The organism is Microvirga sp. 2MCAF38, from assembly GCF_052115485.1.
Lineage (GTDB): Bacteria > Pseudomonadota > Alphaproteobacteria > Rhizobiales > Beijerinckiaceae > Microvirga.
Genome location: NZ_JBFRGU010000002.1, coordinates 485,811 through 507,928, shown reverse-complemented (window position 1 = coordinate 507,928; position 22,118 = coordinate 485,811). Strand labels below are relative to the sequence as shown.

The window sequence follows — 22,118 nt, the reverse complement described above, 5'->3', positions numbered from 1 at the left end:
GGAGCGCGGCAGCGATCGCTTCTTCGTCAACGAGTTCGACTTTGGCGGCAACCGCAAGAACAACGAGTTCGGTGTTGTTCGCGCTGGCCTGAACTACAAGTTCAGCAGCTACTAAGATCTGTCCTCGCGGATGGAAAAAAGCCCGGTGGAAACACCGGGCCTTTTGCTTTGACGCGTCGCGCTCAGGACGAGACATGGGAAGGGCGGCTGCCGAGTGCGCAATCCTGACGAAGCGGGTAGATCATCTCCAGTATTTCCGCCCGAAGCTGCAAGCCGCGAGCTGACCGGGTCCGCCTTCACTTTTTGCTCCGGCTTCTAGTCCGGCTCCTGCCTCGTATCTTCCGCCGCCTGCCAGAGTTCTTCGGCGATCTGGCGGGCCATATCGGGAGGAACCGAGAGGTGAAGCTCGCCAAGCGCGACGCCGCGCTCGCTTTCGTCCGGTGTCCGCGCATAGGAGAGGACGATCATCACGTCCCGCTCACCCAGTGTGCCGACAGCGTAGTTTGCGAGCGTGGCAACCAGGGCGCGATCGACATCGAGTTTCATCCCCACCTCCAAGAAAAGCGTTCGGGAGATGATAGGGCGCGGCCGCGCTCAATCATGGCCGCGCAGCGATTGCGCAAAAGTTCCCGTCAGCGCAACACCGTCATGACCGCCACGAGGATGAAGACGAGGCCCGCGCCGCGTCCGATCATCATGGTGGCGCGCGGCCGCGACACGAGAAACGTCCGGCTCGTTCCCGCCGCAAAGGCGAGGCCGCCATAGATGGCAAACTGCATGAACACCGTCAGCACGCCCATGGTCAGAGCCTGCATCCAGATCGCGCCGTATTGCGGCAGCATGAATTGCGGATAGACGGCCAGCACGAAGAGATAGGCTTTCGGGTTGAGCAGGCATGTCATGGTGCCTTGCCGGAAGGCCATCCACAAAGACCGACTTTGCGCTGCATCGACGCCGCTGACCGTGATGGAGCTGCGAAGAAGGGTGATGCCGATCCACGCCATATAGGCCGCGCCCGCATAAAGAAGGGCTGTGAAGACGGACGGATCGAGGCGTGTCAGCAGCCCGACACCGAGTGCGCCGAAGGCGGTGTGCACCGCGCCGCCGATCATGATGCCTCCCGTTGCCGCAAGGCCCGCACGCCGTCCGCCGTTCAGCGAATTGGCGAGAACGAAGAGCATATCCATGCCCGGCACGACGATGATGCCGAAAAGAAGAAACGAGAAGAGCCAGAGATTTTCGGTGTAGGTCATGTCAGTTGCCTGTTGATGCAGAACATAGCAATCTGACACTAACCGTTTCTTTTCAACGGGATATACGGGCTGATCACAGCGATAACTGACAGCGTTGTGTCAGTTGCGAAAGAGGGGAAGGCAAATGCGCAAGGCATCGCGTCTCTTCGAGATCATCCAGATGCTGCGAATTGCGGATGGCCCTCTGACAGCGACGCAGATCGGAGAAAGTCTTTCCGTGACATCGCGATCCATCTACCGGGACATCACCGCCCTTCAGGCCATGCGTGTGCCGATCCAGGGCGGGCGGGGCATCGGCTATCGCCTGCGCGCCGGTTTCGATCTGCCGCCGCTCATGTTCTCCATCGAGGAAACGGAGGCCATTGTTCTCGCGCTCGCTTTGCTGGAGCGGACCGGCGATTCAGGGCTCAAGAATGCAGCGAAGCGCGTGAACCAGAAGATTGCGGCAGCGATGCCTCCGCCGCTTCGTCGGGCGCTTGAAACCAAAGCCCTTTATGCTTGGGGAGCAGTTGCACTGTCGCCCGGGAAAATCGATTTAGCTGTCATCAGGGGAGCGATTCGCGATGAGCAGAAGATCGAAATCGACTATCGCGACGAAGAGGGACGCGCGACCCGGCGAACAATCCGTCCGGTTGCGCTCATATACTATTCGGAGACCGCGAACATCGTCGCATGGTGCGAGTTGCGGCAGGCTTTGCGTAATTTCCGTGCCGATCGCGTAGCGGAGAGTTCGTTGATTGATGCATTCTTCAAGGGTGAGGGCGACGACCTGAGAAGCCGATGGGTGGCCGGTTGGGGAACGAGTCAAAGCTCGCGCTCCTCGTGAGCCACCCGCTGAGCTTTGCCCTATTCCGGTCGAGAGCGCTTGCCGCTTGGCGCGAGGGCGATCGAGGATTTTATCGCAAGACGGTTACCGCCGCGACGGGTTCGGTCAAGAAAATTCGGGTGACCTGACCCTGTCCGCTCTCGCGGTAAGGCGCACTTGCAGGGTGTTCTTGTATTGGTCGGAATTCATGCGGAGCTCTCTGACCTTGCGCCGGAGCGCCCGCTTATCGAAGTCGCCCTGAATGATCGCGATCACGGCTTCCTGAAGGACGCCGATCTCTCGCATGAAGGTCGCCACCAGGTGGTCTGAACCAGGCATCGGGATCGGCGTCGTGGGAATGGCCGCAGCGATCATGTCGTAGTGGCGACGGTCAAGCGAATAAGCCGGGTCGTAGAAGATATACGTCTCCGGTTCCGAACCGCTACGCGTCGTCCAAGGGTCGATGCCGCCACACCATTGCACCAGGCCCTTACGCTCCGGGCGCGATCTCGGGTCAAAGGCCGTTTCGTGCATCTTGAAGCTGGCCCGCGGCACCATGGAGATGACAGCATCGGGGCGCAACATTGCATTGAACGCCAAGGCCCCATAGCCGCCCATGCTCGACCCGTAGGTGACGACACGTTGGTAGCGCGCCACGTGCTCGGCGATGGCCTTTATCGCAAGCCCCGTCTCCGGGTATTGGAACCAGCAGTTCCCCTCACAAATCACGCATACGCAATCCATCTGCCGAGAGTAAAAGAACCCCTCCGCGAACCCTTCGTCCTCTTTGGTGGGGTTCAGCCGGAAGGCCCAAAAGGTGACAGCGAGCGTCGGCGTTCCGAACTCGTGGGCCACGACACGGAGATTGGCGGATTCGAAGAGCGTCTTGCGGTGCGGGAACATCTGTCGTGCTGTGAGATAGCGTTACGACATTCGCTTTACCTGAAGGCGTCGCGGGCTGTCCAGCCTGCAACCGGCAGTGGCCGGCCGCTCAGTCCTTCCGGAGCGCTCGAACTCGGCCAGATCACCAAACGCCGGGCTTTGCCCTATTCCCGTCGCGTTGCCTCAGCGGCTTGCCATAGTTCCTCTGCTATCTCGCGCGCGAGCAGCGGCGTCATTGCGAGGTGCAACTCACCAAGGGCCGTGCCTCTCTCTCCAACTCCTCCCCAACTCCTCCGGCGTTCGGGCGTAGGAGGCCGCGATCATCACGGCGTTTTCTTTAAGCGTACCGACGGCGTAGTTCGTCAGGGTGGCGACCTGGTTTCTGTAGATATCGAGTTTCATCTCATCATCTCCCTCTGTTCCGCCAACTCGATGATAGGGCGTCGAGCAGCGAGGGCATGGGGAGAGGAGCAAAGCAGAAAGCACGCGCTCAATAAAAAGCCGGAGCCACGAGGGCTCCGGCTAGGGGGCTGCGGGTCTCGCAACCGGGAGGAAACTCTGTTCCTGTTAGCAGGAATAGTACATCTCGAATTCGACCGGGTGAGGCGTCATTTCGAAGCGGGCGACTTCCGTCATCTTCAGCTCGATGTAGCTGTCGATGAAGTCGTCGTTGAACACGCCGCCGGCCTTGAGGTACGCGCGGTCCTTGTCGAGGCTCGCGAGCGCTTCGCGGAGCGAGCCGCAAACGGTCGGGATCTTCTTCAGTTCGCGCGGCGGCAGATCGTAGAGATCCTTGTCCATGGCTGCGCCCGGATCGATCTTGTTCACGATGCCGTCGAGGCCGGCCATGAGCATGGCGGCGAAGGCGAGGTACGGATTCGCTGCCGGATCGGGGAAGCGAACCTCGACGCGCTTGGCCTTCGGCGACGTCGTCCACGGAATACGGCAGGACGCGGAGCGGTTACGGGCCGAGTAGGCCAGCAGCACCGGAGCCTCATAGCCCGGAACGAGACGCTTGTAGGAGTTCGTCGACGGGTTGGTGAAGGCATTCAGCGACTTGGCATGCTTGATGATGCCGCCGATGTAGTACAGGCACTCCTGGCTGAGGTCCGCATACTTGTTGCCCGCGAAGAGGGGCTTGCCGCCCTTCCAGATCGACTGGTGCACGTGCATGCCCGAGCCGTTGTCGCCATAGACCGGCTTCGGCATGAACGTCGCGGTCTTGCCGTAGGATTGCGCCACGTTGTGAATGCAGTACTTGTAGACCTGCATCAGGTCCGCCGTGTGGAGCAGCGTGTCGAACTTCATGCCGAGTTCGTGCTGAGCGGACGCCACTTCGTGGTGGTGCTTTTCGACCGCGACGCCCATGGACGCCATGGCCGCGAGCATCTCACCGCGCATGTCCTGCGCCGAATCCAGCGGCGGAACCGGGAAGTAGCCGCCCTTGATCGGAATGCGGTGGCCGAGATTGCCGCCCTCGTAATCCGTGTCGCCGTTGGTCGGCAGTTCCGATGCATCGAGCTTGAAGCCCGTATTGTAGGGGCTCGTCATGAACTTCACGTCGTCGAACACGAAGAACTCGGCCTCCGGGCCGACGAAGATCGTGTCGCCGATGCCGGTCGACTTCAGGTAGGCCTCGGCCTTCTTGGCGATGCCGCGCGGATCGCGGTTATAGGGCTCGCCCGTGGCCGGCTCGAGAATGTCGCAGACGATGGAGAGGGTCGCCGCCGAGAAGAACGGATCGAGGGTCGCGGTTGCCGGATCGGGCATGAGGGTCATGTCCGACTCGTTGATCGCCTTCCAGCCGGCGATGGACGAACCGTCGAACATGATCCCGTCAGCGAACAGTTCTTCATCGACGATGGAGACGTCGAACGTCACGTGCTGCCACTTGCCGCGCGGATCCGTGAAACGGAAATCGACATACTTGATGTCGTTGTCTTTAATCGCCTTCAGCACATCCTTGGCGGTCTTCATGATTGCGTGGTCCTTCTACCCTTGAGAATTCCTCGGCATTGGGCCGGGGGTTGTTGTGACGGATCAGATCGCGTCGGATCCGGTCTCGCCCGTCCGAATGCGAATGGCTTCTTCCACACTCGACACGAAAATCTTGCCGTCACCGATCCGGCCGGTTTGCGCGGCCTTGCGGATCGCCTCGACGGCGCCTTCGACGAGGTCATCGGAGAGGACGATTTCAAGTTTTACCTTGGGCAGAAAGTCGACGACGTATTCTGCACCCCGGTAGAGTTCGGTGTGGCCCTTCTGACGGCCGAAACCCTTGGCTTCGATGACCGTAATTCCCTGGAGGCCGACCTCCTGGAGGGCTTCCTTCACCTCATCAAGCTTGAAAGGTTTAATGATGGCTTCGATCTTTTTCATGGTCGATGGGCTGCCTTCATCTCGTGCTATTGCCGCTCTTAGCATCAAATAACGGCTCTCTTCCACGCGGTCCTGCTCCCAGGAGTGCATGTTTTGCATATCTCATAAGCATCAAATGATCAAAGTTTGTGCAGTTGCGATTTCGGTCACCGTTTCCTTAGAAAATTGAGGCATTTTCAAGCGATGAAGGAAAAGGAATTTCTCCTCAGCGCCAATGAGACGAGGCGGGCGGATGCCCTGGCCATAGATGCGGGCACGCCCGGCATCGAACTCATGAGCCGCGCTGGTCGTGCGGTGGCCGACACGGCCACGACGATGGTCTCGCCCGGAGCGCGTATTCTCGTTTTGGCCGGGCCGGGCCAGAACGGCGGAGACGGGTTCGTTGCCGCGAGCCGGTTTGCCAACGAGGGGTTCGAGGTGATCCTCGCGCTGCTAGGCGACAGAACACGGCTGCGCGGCGACGCGGCCATCGCCGCCACCCGGTGGAGCGGAACCACTATTTCCGCCGATGGCGCGCCGTTCTCGGAAGCCGACCTGATCGTCGACGCTTTGTTCGGCACGGGCCTCTCGCGGGAAATCGAAGGAGAGGCGTGGCGAGTCATCGAGCAGGTGAATGCCTCCCACCGGCCGGTCGTGGCGGTGGACCTGCCCTCCGGCATCGACGCGGATACGGGTGCGCCGCACGCAATCGCGGTGCGCGCCACAAGGACCGTCACGTTCGGTACCCGCAAACCTGGACACCTTCTGCTTCCGGGGCGGGATTATGCCGGCCCTGTCGAGGTCGCCGATATCGGGATCGGCGCGCAGATCCTGGCTTCGCTTCACGCCAAAACCTTCGCCAACCATCCGGGGCTCTGGTTATCTCGTTTCCCCAAACCGGGACTCGCCTCGCACAAATACGATCGCGGTCATACGCTCGTGGTTTCCGGTGGGGCGGTGCGGACCGGCGCGGCGCGCATGGCGGCACGCGCGGCTTTGCGGATCGGAGCAGGGCTCGTCACCGTGGCATCCCCGCCGGAAGCGCTCGGGGTCAACGCGGCTCATCTGACCGCCATCATGCTGCGCGGCTGCGATGGGCCGGAAGGGTTGGCCGAAATTCTGAAGGACCCGCGTTTCAATTCGCTGATCATGGGACCCGCCTTAGGGGTCCACTCGGGCACTCGCGCCATGGTCACTGTTGCCATTCAGGCCCGCCGAAGCCTCGTGCTCGATGCCGATGCCCTGACCTCCTTCGAAGGGCTGGCTTCAGAACTCCACCAAGCCTTCCGTTCAGCGCCGACGGTGATCACACCCCACACCGGCGAATTCGCCCGCCTGTTCTCCGGCCATTCCGATATCCTCGATCCGCCCTCGAAACTGGAGCGGACGCGCCGCGCGGCGGCCTATCTCGGCGCGGTGGTGGTGCTCAAGGGCGCGGACACGGTCATCGCCGCTCCCGACGGACGCGCGGCGATCAACGAAAACGGCACGCCCCATCTCGCCACCGCCGGCTCCGGCGACACTCTCTGCGGCATGATCGGTGGTCTGATGGCTCAGGGCATGCCAGCGTTCGAAGCCGCCTGCGCAGGCGTGTGGATCCACGCGGAAGCGGGGGCGGCGTTTGGGCCGGGGCTGATCGCGGAGGACCTGCCGGAGCAGGTGCCGGGGGTTTTGCGGGGATTGTTGGGGTAGGCCACTCCCTTGGTAAGGGAGAGGTCGAGAGTTCAACAATCACGCCGCGTCAAAGGCGTGGGGACAAGCCCGGTGATGACGCGGGTTACCTTCAATAGCAAGCGCATTCCGTCATGCCCGGCCTTGTGCCGAGCATCCACGCCTTGGGCATTGCTCCTCAACTCACCTCCACCCACGTCCACAGCCCTGCATCGAACCGCTCCATCACCGTCGAGGCCAGGAGCCATTTGCCGGGGTTGTCGGCGACGAAGGCGATGCGGATTGTGCGGTTTTCCGGCACCTGAACGGTGTCGAGGAAGTAGGGCTCCCAGCCGTCATCGAGGGCGTGCAGCAGGCGGAAGACGTGGCCGTGGAGGTGGAAGGGCTGGGTGAAAGGCGTTTTGTTCGTCAGAGCGAGGACGACCGGGGAGCCTCGGGGCACGCTTGCCAGAGGTGGCATCTTGGCCGTTCCCGGCGTGCCGTTGATGGTCCAGCGGGTCGAGCCGGCTTCGCTTGTTTCGATGGTCACGTCTTTGCGGATCGCGTTCTGGAGCTTGATCTCTGTTGGGAGTTTCTTGTTTTCCGACAAGGGCGTTATCGTGGAAAGCTCGACTCGTTTTTCGCCAGCGGTCGTAAACTGCGCGAGCGCGATCCCATCCCCGATCTGGGCGATGAGGGTGCCCGTCGCCCCAGCCTCTGCAGGCAGATCCATCATCACGTCGTAGCGGGTGCCGGGTGGAAAGGGCAGCGAGGCCCTCAGCGGCTCGAAGGTGTCGGTCGGCTGGCTGTCCACCGCGATCACGTAAGGCTTCAATCCGTCGAAACGCAGCCGCATCGTGCGAGCGTTGCAGGCGTTGGCGAGCCGCAGGCGAATGCGGCTGCCGGGGGCGGTCTCGACCTTCATCGGGACGGCTTGGCGATTGATCGTCAGAACATTGCCGAGGCGTCCCGAAGGCTGGGCGGATGCTGTCGGTTCGAAAGGCGCGAGCGCTCCGTCGTCCGCCAATTTCCAATCGTCCACGAGAAGTAGGAGATCCTGGTCGACCTCGGGTGGAGCGCTCTCCTCGACGATCAGGAGGCCAGTCAGACCGCGTCCGGCCGGTTCGGCGCTGCCACCGGGGACGCACGGCCTGATGAGGAATGTGCCGGAATCCGGCGGTGTGAAGCGATAGTCGAAGCTTTGACCGGGAGCGACGGGCTCCTGCGTCAAGCCGCCGACGCCGTCCATCGCATTCGGGCCACGCACACCATGCCAATGGAGCGAGAGGGGTTTAGGCGTTTCGTTGGTCAGGCGCAGGCGCAGTTCTTCGCCGACTTTCAGTTTGGCGACCCCGCCCGCTGACCCGCCGAAGGTCCAGGTCTCGGCCTGGCCTGCCGCGCCGGGGCGGATGCGGGCCGGGGAGGGGCGCGCACGCCAGTGCAATGGGCCGTCCGCTTGAGGACGGTCCTTGTTTTTTGGATCCGAATTTTTAGATAAAGCTTTGCCGGAAAGCGATAAAACGCTGACCGAAAGACCCAGGCCGAAGAGGCGGCGCGTCAGCGGTGCGGAGTTGGCTCCCGGCACCTCGAAAAGGCTTTCCGTTAGGTCGTTCGGCATGAGCCTCACCATAGCTTTCGACCTTTCGAGGGCCTTGGCCCGATCGCGAACTTTTTTGATGCGTCGGCTCGCAAAGATGCTATAGAGCCGCGTCCCGGACGAGGGTGGTGTGATTATAGCGCCATCTTTCCGCGCGGGCGTGGCGGAATTGGTAGACGCACTGGATTTAGGTTCCAGCGGCGAAAGTCGTGGGGGTTCGAGTCCCTCCGCCCGCACCAATCTCGTCAGGGTTGGTATCCGGATGGTTTCTCTGGATCGGGGTGTGGGCGTGCCGCCGTCCCGTCCGGAGCCTGGGATGACGATTTTTTCAAGTAAACGAAGGCAGTTAAAATCATGCAGGTGACGGAAACTCTGTCCCAGGGCCTGAAGAGAGAATTCAAGGTCGTGCTTCCGGTGGCAGAACTGGAGCAGCGTCTCAGCAGCGAACTGGTGAACATCAAGGATCGCGTGCGGATCAACGGTTTCCGCCCCGGCAAGGTGCCGCTGGCCCATCTGCGCCGCGTCTATGGCCGTTCGGTCATGGGCGATGTCGTGCAGAACGCCGTCAACGAGGCGAACCGCAAGATTGTCGAGGACAACAACCTCAAGCTCGCCTTCGAGCCGCAGGTTGTCTTCCCCGAGGACAAGGCCGAGGTCGAGAAGGTCATGGACGCCAAGGGCGATCTGGCCTTCACGGTCGCGCTCGAAGTCCTGCCGGTCTTCGAGCTGGCCAACGTGTCCGACGTGACGGTCAAGAAGCCCGTTGCCAAGGTCTCGGACGAAGAGGTCAACGAATCGCTGGCCCGCATGGCCAAGCAGAACGCGACCTACGAGACCAAGAAGGGCAAGGCCGCCAACGGCGACCGCGTCGTGACCGATTTCGTCGGCCGCATCGACGGCGAAGAGTTCCAGGGCGGCAAGGGTGAGGACGTCCGCGTCGAACTCGGCTCGAACACCTTCATCCCCGGCTTCGAAGATCAGCTCATCGGCCTCAAGGCCGGCGACACCAAGCTGGTGAAGGTCGCTTTCCCTGTGAACTACATGGCCGCTCACCTGGCCGGTAAGGACGCGGAATTCGACGTTACCGTGAAGGAAGTCGAGGCTCCCGGCGAGACGAAGATCGATGACGAGCTCGCCAAGGGCTTCGGCATGGAATCGCTCGACAAGCTGAAGGAAGCGATCACTTCCGCCATCCAGCGCGATTTCGACGCCCAGGCCCGCCGCAAGGTCAAGAAGGATCTGCTGGACGCTCTCGACGGCAAGTATAGCTTCGAGTTGCCCCCGAGCCTCGTCGAGCAGGAATTCACTGCGATCTGGGCTCAGGTCGAAGGCGAGATGAAGTCCAACAACCGGACCTTCGCCGACGAAGAGACCACCGAGGAAGAGGCCAAGGCCGATTACCACAAGATCGCCGAGCGTCGCGTTCGTCTCGGTCTGGTTCTTGCGCAGATCGGTGAGAAGGCCGATATCAAGATCTCCGACGATGAGGTCACCCAGGCTCTCATCGAGCGGGTCCGCCAGTATCCCGGCCAGGAAAAGCAGGTTTGGGAATTCTACCAGAAGAATCCACAAGCCTTGGCTGAAATCCGCGCACCTCTGTTCGAGGAGAAGGTGGTCGACCATCTCCTTTCTCAGGTAAAGGTAGTGGACGAATCCGTGTCGAAGGACGAACTGTTCGCCGATGACGAGTCCGAAGAGGGCTCTTCGAAGGCGAAGGGCAAGTCCACCAAGGCCAAGGGCGGAAAAAAGGCCAGCAAAAGCGAGTAACCGCCCGTTAAGGCGTCTCGCTGTTTGCATCAATTCTGACGGCTGCGCATCCGCGCAGCCGACTTTGGAGCAGTGAGACGATGAGAGATCCGATAGAGGTCTATAACAGCACGCTCGTGCCGATGGTGGTCGAGCAATCGAACCGGGGCGAGCGTGCATTCGATATCTATTCGCGCCTCCTGCGCGAGCGGATTATTTTCCTCACGGGTCCGGTCGAAGACTATTCTGCGTCGCTCATCGTGGCGCAGCTTCTGTTCCTCGAAGCCGAGAACCCGAAGAAGGAAATTTCCTTCTATATCAACTCGCCCGGCGGCGTCGTGACCTCCGGCCTGTCGATTTACGACACCATGCAGTTCATCCGCTGCCCGGTTTCGACGCTCTGCGTGGGCCAGGCCGCCTCAATGGGCTCGCTGCTGCTCTGCGCCGGCGAGAAGGACATGCGCTTCGCCTTGTCGAATGCCCGAATCATGGTCCACCAGCCCTCCGGCGGGTACCAGGGGCAGGTGACGGACATCATGATCCATGCTCGCGAGAGCGAGGCCTTGAAGCGTCGTCTCAATGAGATCTACGTGAAGCACACGGGCAACGACATCGGCGCCGTGGAGCAGGCCCTGGAACGCGACAACTTCATGACCGCCGATGCGGCCAAGGAGTTCGGTATCATCGATCAGGTGTTGGCGAAGCGCCCCGAGCCTGCCGCACCGGTGACTTAATTCCCCCTAATAGCTGGGGATAAAGGCGGGTCCGGTGCGTCTTTTTAGCGTCTGGGCCCGTTTCTATTGATCGCGCGCTTTTCGCGTGTTTGCATAGGGATTCGAGAAGCAACGCAAATGTGAGGCCTCGAATCGACATCTGAACCTTTCATTAGTTCTGATGCCACTACATTTAAGAGGTGCACGGTCGGCTAAGGTTCGCGCCGGGCACTGATTGGAGATGTGATAAATGAGCAAGGCTGGCGGCAACGACTCCAAGAGCACGCTTTACTGCTCCTTCTGCGGCAAGAGCCAGCACGAGGTCCGTAAGCTGATCGCTGGCCCGACGGTGTTCATTTGCGATGAATGCGTCGAGCTTTGCATGGACATCATCCGCGAGGAATCGAAGTCCTCGCTTGTGAAATCGAGGGACGGCGTTCCGACCCCGAAGGAAATCAGCCGTGTCCTGGACGATTATGTGATCGGTCAGGAATACGCGAAGAAGGTCCTCTCGGTCGCGGTCCATAACCACTACAAGCGTCTCGCCCACGCGACGAAGCACAACGACGTCGAGCTGGCGAAGTCCAATATCCTCCTGATTGGTCCGACCGGTTCGGGCAAGACGCTGCTCGCGCAGACCCTTGCCCGCATCCTGGACGTGCCGTTCACCATGGCCGACGCCACGACGCTGACCGAGGCGGGCTACGTGGGCGAGGATGTGGAAAACATCATCCTGAAGCTGCTTCAGGCCTCCGACTACAACGTGGAGCGGGCGCAGCGCGGTATCGTCTACATCGACGAGATCGACAAGATTTCCCGCAAGTCCGACAATCCATCGATCACGAGGGATGTTTCGGGCGAGGGCGTGCAGCAGGCCCTTCTGAAGATCATGGAAGGCACCGTCGCCTCCGTGCCTCCTCAAGGCGGCCGAAAGCATCCGCAGCAGGAGTTCCTGCAGGTGGACACGACCAACATCCTGTTCATCTGCGGCGGCGCCTTCGCAGGACTGGAGCGCATCATCTCCGGTCGCGGGAAGGGGACTTCCATCGGCTTTGGCGCTGCGGTTCAATCCCCGGATGATCGCCGCACCGGCGAAATCTTCCGTGAGGTCGAGCCCGAGGATCTGCTGAAATTCGGCCTCATCCCCGAATTCGTAGGCCGTCTCCCGGTGATCGCGACTCTAGAAGATCTGGACGAGATCGCTCTCAAGCGCATCCTGCAAGAACCGAAGAACGCCCTGGTGAAGCAATATCAACGCCTCTTCGAAATGGAGAACGTGAGCCTCACCTTCCAGGAGGAAGCGATGTCCCTCATTGCCCGCAAGGCAATCGAGAGAAAGACCGGCGCGCGCGGCTTGCGCTCCATCATGGAGGGCATCCTGCTCGAGACCATGTACGACCTGCCGGGTCTCGACTCGGTGGAGCAGGTGGTCATCGGTCCCGAGGTCGTGGAAGGGAAGGCGAAGCCGCTTTTCATCCATGGCGACCGGGCTGATCAGCCAGCGAGCGCGAGTGCGTAACGCCGTCGGAATCATGCGGCAAAGCGTGCCGGACACATCCTTGAAAGCCAGTGTCCGACACGCCACATCATTACTCGCCTGGAGGTTTTCCGCTCATTCTTCGAGGGATGGTTCCAGGCCCGGACGCAGCCGAATCCCAGCCTGAGCGTTCCGGTTTCCCGTTCGCGAACTCGCTCGTTGGAGGGGTAGGCGGACGCTGTCGAAAGGAAGTCTCATGACACAATCGAAGCCACGCCAGCCGATCGTTCCGGGTTCGACCGGGACATACGCTGTCCTGCCGTTGCGCGATATTGTCGTCTTTCCGCATATGATCGTGCCGCTCTTCGTAGGGCGCGAAAAATCCATCCGAGCCTTGGAAGAGGTCGTCAAAGCCGACCGTCCGATCCTCCTTGCGACGCAGATCGATGCGACCGAGGACGATCCGGCTGCGGAAGGGATCTACAAGGTCGGAACGCTCGCAAACGTTCTGCAGCTTCTCAAGCTGCCCGACGGCACCGTGAAAGTGCTGGTCGAGGGCGTGACCCGCGCGAATGTGACCGTCTATACCCGCACTGAGGAATTCTATGAGGCTGAGGCCGAGGCCCTTCCTGACGATCTGGGCGACCAGATCGAGGCGGAGGCGCTTGCCCGCTCAGTGGTCTCCGAATTCGAGAACTATGTGAAGCTCAACAAGAAGGTGTCGCCGGAAGTCGTTTCCGCCGTGACTCAGCTCGATGAGCCCTCGAAGCTCGCCGACACCATTGCCTCGCACCTCGCCATCAAGATCGCCGACAAGCAGACGATCCTGGAGACGCCGACTGTCGCCGCGCGGCTGGAGAAGGTTCTTGGCCTGATGGAGAGCGAAATCTCCGTCCTGCAGGTCGAGAAGCGGATTCGCACCCGCGTGAAGCGTCAGATGGAGAAGACGCAACGCGAGTACTATCTGAACGAGCAGATGAAAGCGATCCAGAAGGAGCTTGGCGACGACGAAGGTCGCGACGAGTTGGCCGAACTGGAAGACAAGATCCAGAAGACCAAGTTCTCGAAGGAAGCCCGCGAAAAGGCGATGGGCGAGTTGAAGAAGCTCCGCCAGATGTCGCCCATGTCGGCGGAAGCGACCGTCGTGCGTAACTATCTCGATTGGCTGCTCAGCATTCCGTGGAACCGTCGCTCGAAGATGCGCAAGGATCTCAAGGGAGCGCAGGATCTGCTCGATGCGGATCACTACGGCCTCGACAAGGTCAAAGAGCGCATCGTCGAGTATCTCGCGGTCCAGCAGCGCGCCAACAAGTTGACGGGTCCGATCCTCTGCCTCGTCGGTCCTCCCGGCGTTGGTAAGACCTCACTCGGCAAGTCGCTCGCCAAGGCTACGGGACGCGAGTTCGTGCGTATGTCCCTTGGAGGCGTTCGCGACGAATCCGAGATCCGTGGTCACCGCCGCACCTATATCGGCTCGATGCCCGGTAAGATCATCCAGTCGATGCGCAAGGCGAAGACGTCCAATCCTCTCATCTTGCTCGACGAGATCGACAAGATGGGCATGGACTTCCGTGGCGATCCGTCGGCGGCGCTGCTCGAAGTGCTCGATCCCGAGCAGAACAACACGTTCAACGATCATTACCTCGAGGTCGATTACGACCTGTCGAACGTGATGTTCGTGACGACGGCCAACACGTTGAACATCCCGGCACCTCTTCTCGACCGTATGGAAGTGATTCGCATCGCGGGTTACACCGAGGAAGAGAAGGCCGAGATCGCTCGCACGCACCTGATTCCGTCGGCCTTGAAGAAGCACGGTCTGGTGGAAAAGGAATGGTCGATCACCGATGACGGGCTGATGCTCCTGATCCGCCGCTACACCCGCGAGGCGGGCGTGCGTAACCTGGAACGCGAGATTGCCAACCTGGCCCGAAAGGCCGTGAAGGACATTCTGCTGACCAAGGTCAAGAGCGTCGAGGTCTCCCCGACGAACCTGGCCGAATTCCTGGGCCCGCCGCGGCATCGCTATGGCGAGGTGGAAACCGAGGATATGGTCGGCGCGGTCACGGGTCTTGCCTGGACCGAAGTGGGCGGCGAGTTGCTCACCATCGAAGGCGTCATGATGCCCGGCAAGGGCAAGATGACCGTCACCGGCAATCTGCGCGATGTGATGAAGGAATCGATTTCCGCTGCGGCGTCCTACGTCCGCTCGCGGGCCGTCGATTTCGGCGTCGAGCCGCCGATGTTCGATCGCAAGGACATCCACGTGCACGTTCCGGAAGGTGCGACGCCGAAGGATGGTCCCTCGGCCGGCATCGCGATGGCGACCGCTATCGTCTCGGTCTTCACGGGCATTCCGGTTCGCCGGGATATCGCGATGACGGGTGAGGTGACCCTACGCGGCCGTGTGCTCCCTATCGGCGGGTTGAAGGAAAAGCTTCTGGCGGCGCTGCGAGGCGGCATCAAGAAGGTCCTTATCCCCGAGGAAAACAGCAAGGATCTGATCGATCTCCCGGCCAGCGTGAAGAACGGCCTCGAGATCGTGCCGGTCTCGCGCATGGATCAGGTTCTTCAGCATGCCTTGATCCGCATGCCGGAGCCCATCGAATGGGACGAGACAGCGGCAGCCCTTCCAAAGGCTCCTGCGGCTGATGACGAATCGGTCGGAGTAATCGCCCATTAACCTCTGCCGTAACGGCATGCTTTGAAAAAGCCCCCGGATGAAGAATCCGGGGGCTTATTTTTGATGTGGAATGTCGAAAAATGGCTCATTTTAGCCGTTTCAGGGGTTGCAAGCGGGTTGGCTTTGGGCCACACGGTTCATCCCTGAAGCGGCGGCCAGCATAGTCATTCCGAGCCGCTGCGATCATTGGAGGTTAATGATATGAATAAAGGCGAGCTCGTTGCTGCCGTTGCCGATAAGGTCGGTTTGTCCAAGGGTCAGGCTGGCGAGGCTATCGACGCCGCCATCGAGGCTATCACGGGCGCTCTTAAGAAGGGCGACGAGGTCAAGATCGTTGGTTTCGGCACTTTTGTCGTGACGAACCGCGCCGCTGGCGAAGCGCGCAATCCGCGCACCGGCGAAAAGGTTAAGGTTCCGGCTTCGAAGACCCCGAAGTTCCGCGCTGGCGCGGGCCTGAAGGACGCCGTGAACGGCAAGTAATACCGATTACGTTTTTGTCTCAAAGAGGGCCGGCCACGCTTGCGTTGTCGGTCTTCTTTTTTTATGTCGGAGACTGACGCATGATCCTGAAACCCGAAACCGGGTTTTCCAAAGGATCACGCAGGGTAACGAATTTAGAGTCCGGCCAACGTTTAGACGGGGTCATGCTCTAAGGGCGGTTAGCTCAGTTGGTAGAGCATCTCGTTTACACCGAGAGGGTCGGCGGTTCGAGCCCGTCACCGCCCACCATTTCGCAAGTCCGGATGATCCGGCCCCTTCGATGTCGCGCTGACGTCGAAACAACAGCCTCGCGCAACCTGCGGCAGATAACCAAACGCTACGAATTTAGTTGCGCTCGAGGGAAGTGCCTGTCAAACACTGTTTCAATGTAACGAAATTAAGTTTTTGTGAACCATGTTGAGGCATTCTACCTCTATGAGTCGGAGGCTCTCTCAATGTCCATCTTTCTGATCGGCGTTATTTTCGTTTCCTCTTCCTGTCTCGTTTCAATCCCGCTTTTCAGGCTTTGGAGCGCTTCGGAGGAGGAGATTCGTGGCGTGGATGTTCGGCCGTCTCTGGCGCCTCGATAGTCTGCCTTAAACTCACAGCTCGATTCTCGTCGCGGTGGTTCTTTTTCGAGGCTTTTTTGCTTCGCCGGCTTCCGTGTTGGCGGACATTCTTCAAATTAAAATTCAGAGGCGCTTGACACCGCCGTGGGGCGCCCTTAAACCCCGCCCACACCGCTTCGGCGGCTGCCCAAAGCCGCTTCGGTGGCACAATGCGCGGGCGTAGCTCAGTTGGTTAGAGTGCCGGCCTGTCACGCCGGAGGTCGCGGGTTCGAGCCCCGTCGCCCGCGCCACTTTCAAACCGGTCAACTGATCGATCCAGCGACGAAGCGTCGTTATCCAGACAAGCCTCAAGTTTGATGTTCGGAGTTTTCCGCTCGCGTGCGGACTAGCTTTTCGAGCTCCTTCTTTGTTTTTGCCGCGTACATTGCGAGAACTCCCCGCGTCTCGTGCATTCGTACCTTGCATATCTGTCATTCTCGCGTGAGTGCGACCGCGGCCGAAATAGGGCGCTGAGTTGCGTTCTGGCTAGGCTTGCAATGCCTTCAACGGCAATGAGCTCTTATTCCGGACGAAGTGGATGTGATCCGGGCCTGATCTAGGGCGCGGGCAAAAAGACCCGAATCCGCGCCTTTCGGGATGGGGAAATGGCAACAACATAGTTTAGAAAGATTCTTTTCGCAGCGCGGCAAACACTTGTCAGAGAAGGGAAACTCGGTTAAGCGTCGCGCCACAATTCGTGGTTTGTCGCAGGGCCTGTTGGCAGGCCTTTTTCCGATTAAATCCAAGGATTGAGGCCGGTTTGAAGCCGAGCCTTGTTCACCTTAGGTGTCGTATGACGAATCTCCTCGCCGCCTACCTGCCTCTGGTCATCTTTATCGGCGTTTCGCTGGTGATCGGTTTGGCGCTGCTTGTCGCCCCCTTTATCGTTGCCTACAGCAGCCCGGATACGGAAAAGCTTTCGGCCTATGAGTGCGGCTTCAATGCCTTCGACGACGCGCGCATGAAGTTCGACGTGCGATTCTACCTTGTCTCCATCCTCTTCATCATCTTCGATCTCGAAGTGGCCTTCCTCTTCCCATGGGCCATCACGTTCGGTGGTCTCGGATGGTTCGGCTTCATCTCCATGATGATTTTCCTCGGGGTGCTGACCGTCGGTTTCATGTACGAATGGAAGAAGGGAGCATTGGAATGGGATTGATCACGAATACCGGCTCAACCCTCGTCGCTCCAAGCCCTGTGGGCGCCGTCGATCCGGCGACCGGGCTGCCTATCGGTTCGAACGATCCGTTTTTCGGCTCCATCAAGGACGAGCTTGCCGACAAGGGCTTCCTCGTCACCTCGACCGAGGATCTGATCAACTGGGCTCGCACGGGCTCGCTGATGTGGATGACCTTCGGTCTCGCTTGCTGCGCCGTTGAGATGATGCAGGCCTCGATGCCGCGTTATGACGTGGAACGCTTCGGCTTCGCCCCGCGCGCCAGCCCGCGCCAGTCCGATGTGATGATCGTCGCCGGCACGCTGACCAACAAGATGGCTCCTGCGCTCCGCAAGGTCTACGACCAGATGCCGGAGCCGCGTTACGTCATCTCCATGGGCTCCTGCGCCAATGGCGGCGGCTACTACCATTATTCCTATTCGGTGGTGCGCGGCTGCGACCGCATCGTGCCCGTCGATATCTACGTCCCTGGTTGTCCTCCGACGGCCGAAGCGCTGCTCTACGGCATTCTTCTTCTCCAGAAAAAGATCCGCCGCACCGGCACGATCGAGCGCTGAACGAAAAGGTTATCGCATGAGTGCGGAGCTTCAGGCCCTGAGCGATCACATTGCCTCGTCCCTCGGCGAGGTTGTGACCGAACGGGCCATCGCCTATGGCGAACTCACCATCGTCGTGCGCGCGCAGGACATCGTCAGAACCATCGAATTCCTGCGCGACGATTCGAAGTGCCTGTTCTTCAGCTTCATCGATCTGTGTGGTGTGGATTATCCGAGCCGCGAGCAGCGTTTCGATGTGGTTTATCACCTGCTTTCGCCACGCCATAACCAGCGCATCCGCGTGAAGGTCGCCACCGACGAAATCACGCCGGTTCCCTCGATCATCGGCGTTTTCCCCTCGGCCAACTGGTTTGAGCGCGAAGCTTACGATCTTTACGGCATTCTTTTCTCCGGCCACCCGGATCTGCGCCGCATTCTCACCGATTACGGCTTCGAGGGGTTCCCGCTCCGCAAGGACTTCCCGCTCACCGGCTTCGTCGAAGTTCGCTACGACGATTCTCAGGGACGCGTGATCTATGAGCCGGTGAAGCTCAATCAGGAATTCCGCAACTTCGACTTCCTCTCGCCGTGGGAGGGCACCGACTATGTGCTCCCGGGCGACGAGAAGGCGAAGGCTTAAAGCGGAGAGGGCGGTCCCATGGGCGAACATAATATCCGCAATTTCTCGATCAACTTCGGTCCGCAGCACCCCGCTGCGCACGGCGTGTTGCGCCTTGTGCTGGAATTGGACGGCGAGGTGGTCGAGCGTGTCGATCCGCATATCGGTCTGCTCCATCGCGGCACCGAGAAGCTGATCGAGTACAAGACCTATACGCAGGCGACGCCCTATTTCGACAGGCTCGATTACGTCGCGCCGATGAATCAGGAGCATGCTTTCTGCCTTTCCATCGAGAAGCTGCTCGGCATCGAAGTGCCGCGTCGCGCGCAGCTCATCCGCGTGCTGTTCTCCGAAATCGGTCGCCTTCTCTCGCACCTTCTCAACGTCACCACGCAGGCCATGGACGTGGGTGCGCTCACGCCGCCGCTCTGGGGCTTCGAGGAGCGCGAAAAGCTGATGGTGTTCTATGAGCGCGCTTCCGGCGCGCGCATGCATGCCAACTACATCCGTCCCGGCGGCGTGAACATGGATATCACGCCCGCGCTCATCGACGACATCGAAGCGTTCTGCGACCCGTTCCTGAAAGTCGTGGACGATCTCGACAATCTTGTGATGGCGAACCGCATCTTCAAGCAGCGCAACGTCGATATCGGCGTGGTTTCGCTGGAGGAATGCTGGAAGTGGGGCTTCTCGGGCGTCATGGTGCGCGGCTCCGGCGCGGCGTGGGATCTGCGCAAGTCGCAGCCCTACGAATGCTACGAGGAAATGGATTTCGACATCCCCATCGGCAAGAACGGCGATAGTTACGATCGCCAGGTGATCCGCATGGAGGAGATGCGCCAGGCCGTGCGCATCATGAAGCAGTGCGTCGCCAAGCTGCGCGCGCCGGACGGGCAGGGTCCCGTGCGCACGCTCGACGGTAAGGTCGCGGCGCCTTCGCGCAAGGATATGAAGCGCTCCATGGAAGCGCTGATTCATCACTTCAAGCTCTATACAGAAGGCTTCCACGTGCCGGCGGGCGAAGTCTACGCCGCCGTGGAAGCGCCGAAGGGCGAGTTCGGCGTGTATCTCGTGAGCGACGGCTCCAACAAGCCGTATCGCTGCAAGATCCGTGCTCCTGGGTTCGCGCATCTGCAGGCGATGGACTTCATGTGTCGTGGGCACATGCTGGCCGACGTCTCGTGTATTTTGGGTACGCTCGACATCGTGTTCGGCGAGGTCGATCGGTGATGGTTTCGCCGCGTCATGGCCGGACTTGTTCCGGCCATCCACGCCCCGGCGTGGTGCGGCACTGGGTTAAAGTCGTAGATGGCCGGGTCAAGCCCGGCCATGACGAGAGAGGTTAGAATGGCCGTTCGCAAGCTCGCGCCTGAAGAGTTCCAGCCCAAAAGCTTCGAGTTCACACCCGAAACCGAAGCTTTTGCGCAAGAACAGATCGCCAAGTACCCGCCGGGCCGTCAGGCTTCGGCGGTGATTCCGTTGCTGTGGCGCGTGCAGGAGCAGCATGACGGCTGGCTGCCGCAGAAGGCCATCGAGGCGGTTGCCGCGCTGCTCGACATGCCGCCGATCCGCGTGATGGAAGTGGCGACCTTCTACACGATGTTCAACCTTGCTCCGGTCGGCAAGTATTTCATCCAGTTCTGCGGCACCACGCCGTGCCTGTTGCGTGGCGCCGGCGACATCAAGAAAGTGCTGGAGAGCCGTTTCGGCGAGCAGGGACATCTGAGCGACGACGGCATGTTCTCGTGGCTCGAAGTCGAGTGCCTCGGGGCCTGCTGCAACGCGCCGATGGTTCAGATCAACGACGATTACTACGAGGATCTGACACCTCAGAACTTCGAGAAGCTGCTGAACGATCTCGCCGCCGGACGGCCCGTGAAGAAGGGCCCGCAGAACGGCCGCCGCGCATCCGAGCCGGAAGATGCGATCAAGACGCTGACTGATCCGTCGCTCTATGACGGCTCGATGATCGGCACGTGGCGCAAGCGTTTCGAGGAAGAGGCGGTGAAGGCCGCCACGACTGGCGAGGCCGCCGCTGCACAGGCGACCGCTGCGTCGAACCCGAAACCCGCCAAGCCCGAATCTGGCCGCGCTGTAGAGACCGAAAAGGCTGATACGCCGGCCAAGCGGGCGAAGGAAGGTGAGGCGCCTGTGACGGGGGCCGAACAGAAGGCTGCTTCGCCCAAAGCCGTCGAAAAAGACAGCAAGAAGTCCTGAGGAGGAAAAAGAGATGCTTCAGGACAAAGATCGCATTTTCACAAACCTCTACGGCCTGCATTCTCCCGGCCTGAAGGCCGCGCAGATGCGTGGCGCATGGGATGGCACGAAGTTCCTGCTGCAGCAGGGCCGCGACTGGATCATCGATGAGATGAAGAAGTCGGGCCTGCGCGGGCGCGGCGGCGCGGGCTTCCCGACCGGTATGAAGTGGTCCTTCATGCCCAAGCAGTCGGATGGCCGCCCGAGCTATCTCGTGGTCAACGCGGACGAGTCGGAGCCCGGCACCTGTAAGGATCGCGAGATCATGCGGCACGATCCGCATCTTCTCATCGAAGGCTGCCTCATCGCGTCCTTCGCCATGAACGCGAACGCCGCCTACATCTATATCCGCGGTGAATACATCGCCGAGAAGCACGCGCTCCAGAAGGCCATCGACGAGGCCTATGAGGCGAAGCTCATCGGCAAGGACAACATCCACGGCTATCCCTTCGACCTCTATCTCCACCACGGCGCGGGCGCTTACATCTGCGGCGAGGAGACAGCGCTTCTTGAAAGCCTAGAAGGCAAGAAGGGCATGCCGCGCCTGAAGCCTCCGTTCCCGGCGAATATGGGCCTCTATGGCTGCCCGACGACGGTGAACAATGTGGAATCGATTGCGGTCGCGGGCGAGATTCTGCGTCGCGGCGCGTCGTGGTTCTCCAGCATCGGCCGCCCGAACAACGTCGGCACCAAGCTGTTCTGCGTGTCGGGCCACGTGAACAAGCCGTGCAACGTGGAAGAGGCCATGGGCATCACCTTCCGCGAACTGATCGAGACCCATTGCGGCGGCATTCGCGGCGGTTGGGACAATCTCCTGGCGGTGATTCCCGGCGGCTCTTCGGTGCCGTGCGTTCCGGCCGATCAGATCATCGATGCGTACATGGATTTCGACACTCTGCGCAATCTCCGCTCGGGCCTCGGCACGGCGGCGGTGATCGTCATGGACAAGTCCACCGATATCGTGCGCGCCATCACTCGCATCTCGTATTTCTACAAGCACGAGAGCTGTGGCCAGTGCACGCCGTGCCGCGAAGGCACGGGTTGGATGTGGCGCGTGTTGAGCCGCATGGCGGAAGGCCGCGCCCAGAAGCGCGAAATCGACATGCTGCTCGAAGTGTCGACCCAGATCGAAGGTCATACCATCTGCGCGCTCGGCGACGCGGCGGCGTGGCCGGTGCAGGGCCTCATCCGACACTTCCGGCATGAGATTGAAAAGCGCATCGATGACTATGCGGCGAACCCGCATTCCGAATCCGTGCTGATTGCGGCGGAGTGAGA

General features: G+C 60.6%; 20 protein-coding genes and 3 tRNA genes. 16 read left to right on the top strand and 7 right to left on the bottom strand.

Annotated features, from left to right (window positions below; genetic code table 11):
* Positions 1-315: 315 nt before the first annotated feature.
* Entirely contained in the window at positions 316-546 is a 231-nt protein-coding gene (locus AB4072_RS06890; protein ID WP_441966532.1) for a hypothetical protein, read from the bottom strand.
* A gap of 86 nt (positions 547-632) precedes the next feature.
* Positions 633-1,253: a LysE family translocator gene (locus AB4072_RS06885; protein ID WP_441966530.1), complete on the bottom strand. Its 621-nt coding sequence runs from the start codon at positions 1,251-1,253 to the stop codon at positions 633-635.
* Positions 1,254-1,377: 124 nt separating this feature from the next.
* Here AB4072_RS06885 and AB4072_RS06880 point away from each other — a divergent pair, with 124 nt between their 5' ends.
* Entirely contained in the window at positions 1,378-2,079 is a 702-nt protein-coding gene (locus tag AB4072_RS06880) for a helix-turn-helix transcriptional regulator (RefSeq protein WP_441966529.1), read from the top strand.
* A 105-nt stretch (positions 2,080-2,184) separates the two neighbouring features.
* Here the strand turns inward: AB4072_RS06880 and AB4072_RS06875 are convergent, their stop codons facing one another.
* The 4 genes from AB4072_RS06875 to AB4072_RS06860 form a co-directional block, all read right to left on the bottom strand.
* Positions 2,185-2,961 (bottom strand): hypothetical protein, encoded by a 777-nt coding sequence (locus AB4072_RS06875; protein ID WP_441966527.1) that lies wholly within the window; start codon positions 2,959-2,961, stop codon positions 2,185-2,187.
* Between the two features lie 228 nt (positions 2,962-3,189).
* Entirely contained in the window at positions 3,190-3,342 is a 153-nt protein-coding gene (locus tag AB4072_RS06870; RefSeq protein ID WP_441966525.1) for a hypothetical protein, read from the bottom strand.
* A gap of 165 nt (positions 3,343-3,507) precedes the next feature.
* Complete coding sequence (gene glnA / locus AB4072_RS06865; protein ID WP_441966523.1) at positions 3,508-4,917, bottom strand: type I glutamate--ammonia ligase; 1,410 nt, start codon at positions 4,915-4,917, stop codon at positions 3,508-3,510.
* 63 nt (positions 4,918-4,980) lie between these two features.
* On the bottom strand, positions 4,981-5,319 hold the full coding sequence (locus AB4072_RS06860; RefSeq protein WP_112664083.1) for a P-II family nitrogen regulator: 339 nt from the start codon (positions 5,317-5,319) through the stop codon (positions 4,981-4,983).
* 183 nt (positions 5,320-5,502) lie between these two features.
* Between AB4072_RS06860 and AB4072_RS06855 the strand changes: the two genes are divergently transcribed.
* Positions 5,503-6,990, top strand: a complete 1,488-nt coding sequence (locus AB4072_RS06855) for an NAD(P)H-hydrate dehydratase (RefSeq protein ID WP_441966521.1) — start codon at positions 5,503-5,505, stop codon at positions 6,988-6,990.
* Between the two features lie 157 nt (positions 6,991-7,147).
* On the opposite strand, the gene AB4072_RS06850 is transcribed toward AB4072_RS06855, so the two are convergent.
* A complete protein-coding gene (locus tag AB4072_RS06850) occupies positions 7,148-8,566 on the bottom strand; it encodes a multicopper oxidase family protein (RefSeq protein WP_441966520.1) in 1,419 nt (472 codons plus the stop codon).
* Between the two features lie 133 nt (positions 8,567-8,699).
* Between AB4072_RS06850 and AB4072_RS06845 the strand changes: the two genes are divergently transcribed.
* From AB4072_RS06845 to nuoF, 14 genes are all read left to right on the top strand, one after another.
* Positions 8,700-8,784 (top strand) — tRNA-Leu (locus AB4072_RS06845).
* Between the two features lie 115 nt (positions 8,785-8,899).
* The gene (tig, locus tag AB4072_RS06840) at positions 8,900-10,312 is read left to right on the top strand and encodes a trigger factor (protein ID WP_441966518.1); all 1,413 of its coding nucleotides are present in this window, start codon (positions 8,900-8,902) and stop codon (positions 10,310-10,312) included.
* Between the two features lie 80 nt (positions 10,313-10,392).
* On the top strand, positions 10,393-11,025 hold the full coding sequence (locus tag AB4072_RS06835; protein WP_441966516.1) for an ATP-dependent Clp protease proteolytic subunit: 633 nt from the start codon (positions 10,393-10,395) through the stop codon (positions 11,023-11,025).
* A gap of 229 nt (positions 11,026-11,254) precedes the next feature.
* Positions 11,255-12,523, top strand: coding sequence for an ATP-dependent Clp protease ATP-binding subunit ClpX (clpX, locus tag AB4072_RS06830; RefSeq protein ID WP_441966514.1), 1,269 nt, complete (start codon positions 11,255-11,257; stop codon positions 12,521-12,523).
* 214 nt (positions 12,524-12,737) lie between these two features.
* Positions 12,738-15,164: an endopeptidase La gene (gene lon, locus AB4072_RS06825; RefSeq protein ID WP_441966512.1), complete on the top strand. Its 2,427-nt coding sequence runs from the start codon at positions 12,738-12,740 to the stop codon at positions 15,162-15,164.
* A 201-nt stretch (positions 15,165-15,365) separates the two neighbouring features.
* The gene (locus AB4072_RS06820; protein WP_112664090.1) at positions 15,366-15,644 is read left to right on the top strand and encodes an HU family DNA-binding protein; all 279 of its coding nucleotides are present in this window, start codon (positions 15,366-15,368) and stop codon (positions 15,642-15,644) included.
* A gap of 173 nt (positions 15,645-15,817) precedes the next feature.
* Positions 15,818-15,893: transfer RNA gene (locus tag AB4072_RS06815), tRNA-Val, on the top strand.
* Between the two features lie 533 nt (positions 15,894-16,426).
* A tRNA-Asp gene (locus tag AB4072_RS06810) sits at positions 16,427-16,503 on the top strand.
* A 542-nt stretch (positions 16,504-17,045) separates the two neighbouring features.
* Positions 17,046-17,411, top strand: a complete 366-nt coding sequence (locus tag AB4072_RS06805; RefSeq protein WP_441966510.1) for an NADH-quinone oxidoreductase subunit A — start codon at positions 17,046-17,048, stop codon at positions 17,409-17,411.
* The gene (locus AB4072_RS06800; protein ID WP_441966509.1) at positions 17,402-17,986 is read left to right on the top strand and encodes a NuoB/complex I 20 kDa subunit family protein; all 585 of its coding nucleotides are present in this window, start codon (positions 17,402-17,404) and stop codon (positions 17,984-17,986) included. Before AB4072_RS06805 ends, AB4072_RS06800 begins: the two co-directional genes overlap by 10 nt.
* Positions 17,987-18,002: 16 nt before the next feature.
* On the top strand, positions 18,003-18,605 hold the full coding sequence (locus tag AB4072_RS06795) for an NADH-quinone oxidoreductase subunit C (protein ID WP_441966507.1): 603 nt from the start codon (positions 18,003-18,005) through the stop codon (positions 18,603-18,605).
* A gap of 18 nt (positions 18,606-18,623) precedes the next feature.
* Positions 18,624-19,814 (top strand): NADH-quinone oxidoreductase subunit D, encoded by a 1,191-nt coding sequence (locus tag AB4072_RS06790; protein ID WP_441966506.1) that lies wholly within the window; start codon positions 18,624-18,626, stop codon positions 19,812-19,814.
* A gap of 117 nt (positions 19,815-19,931) precedes the next feature.
* Entirely contained in the window at positions 19,932-20,801 is an 870-nt protein-coding gene (gene nuoE / locus AB4072_RS06785) for an NADH-quinone oxidoreductase subunit NuoE (protein WP_441966504.1), read from the top strand.
* Between the two features lie 13 nt (positions 20,802-20,814).
* Positions 20,815-22,116: an NADH-quinone oxidoreductase subunit NuoF gene (gene nuoF / locus AB4072_RS06780; RefSeq protein WP_441966502.1), complete on the top strand. Its 1,302-nt coding sequence runs from the start codon at positions 20,815-20,817 to the stop codon at positions 22,114-22,116.
* The last annotated feature ends 2 nt before the right edge of the window (positions 22,117-22,118 follow it).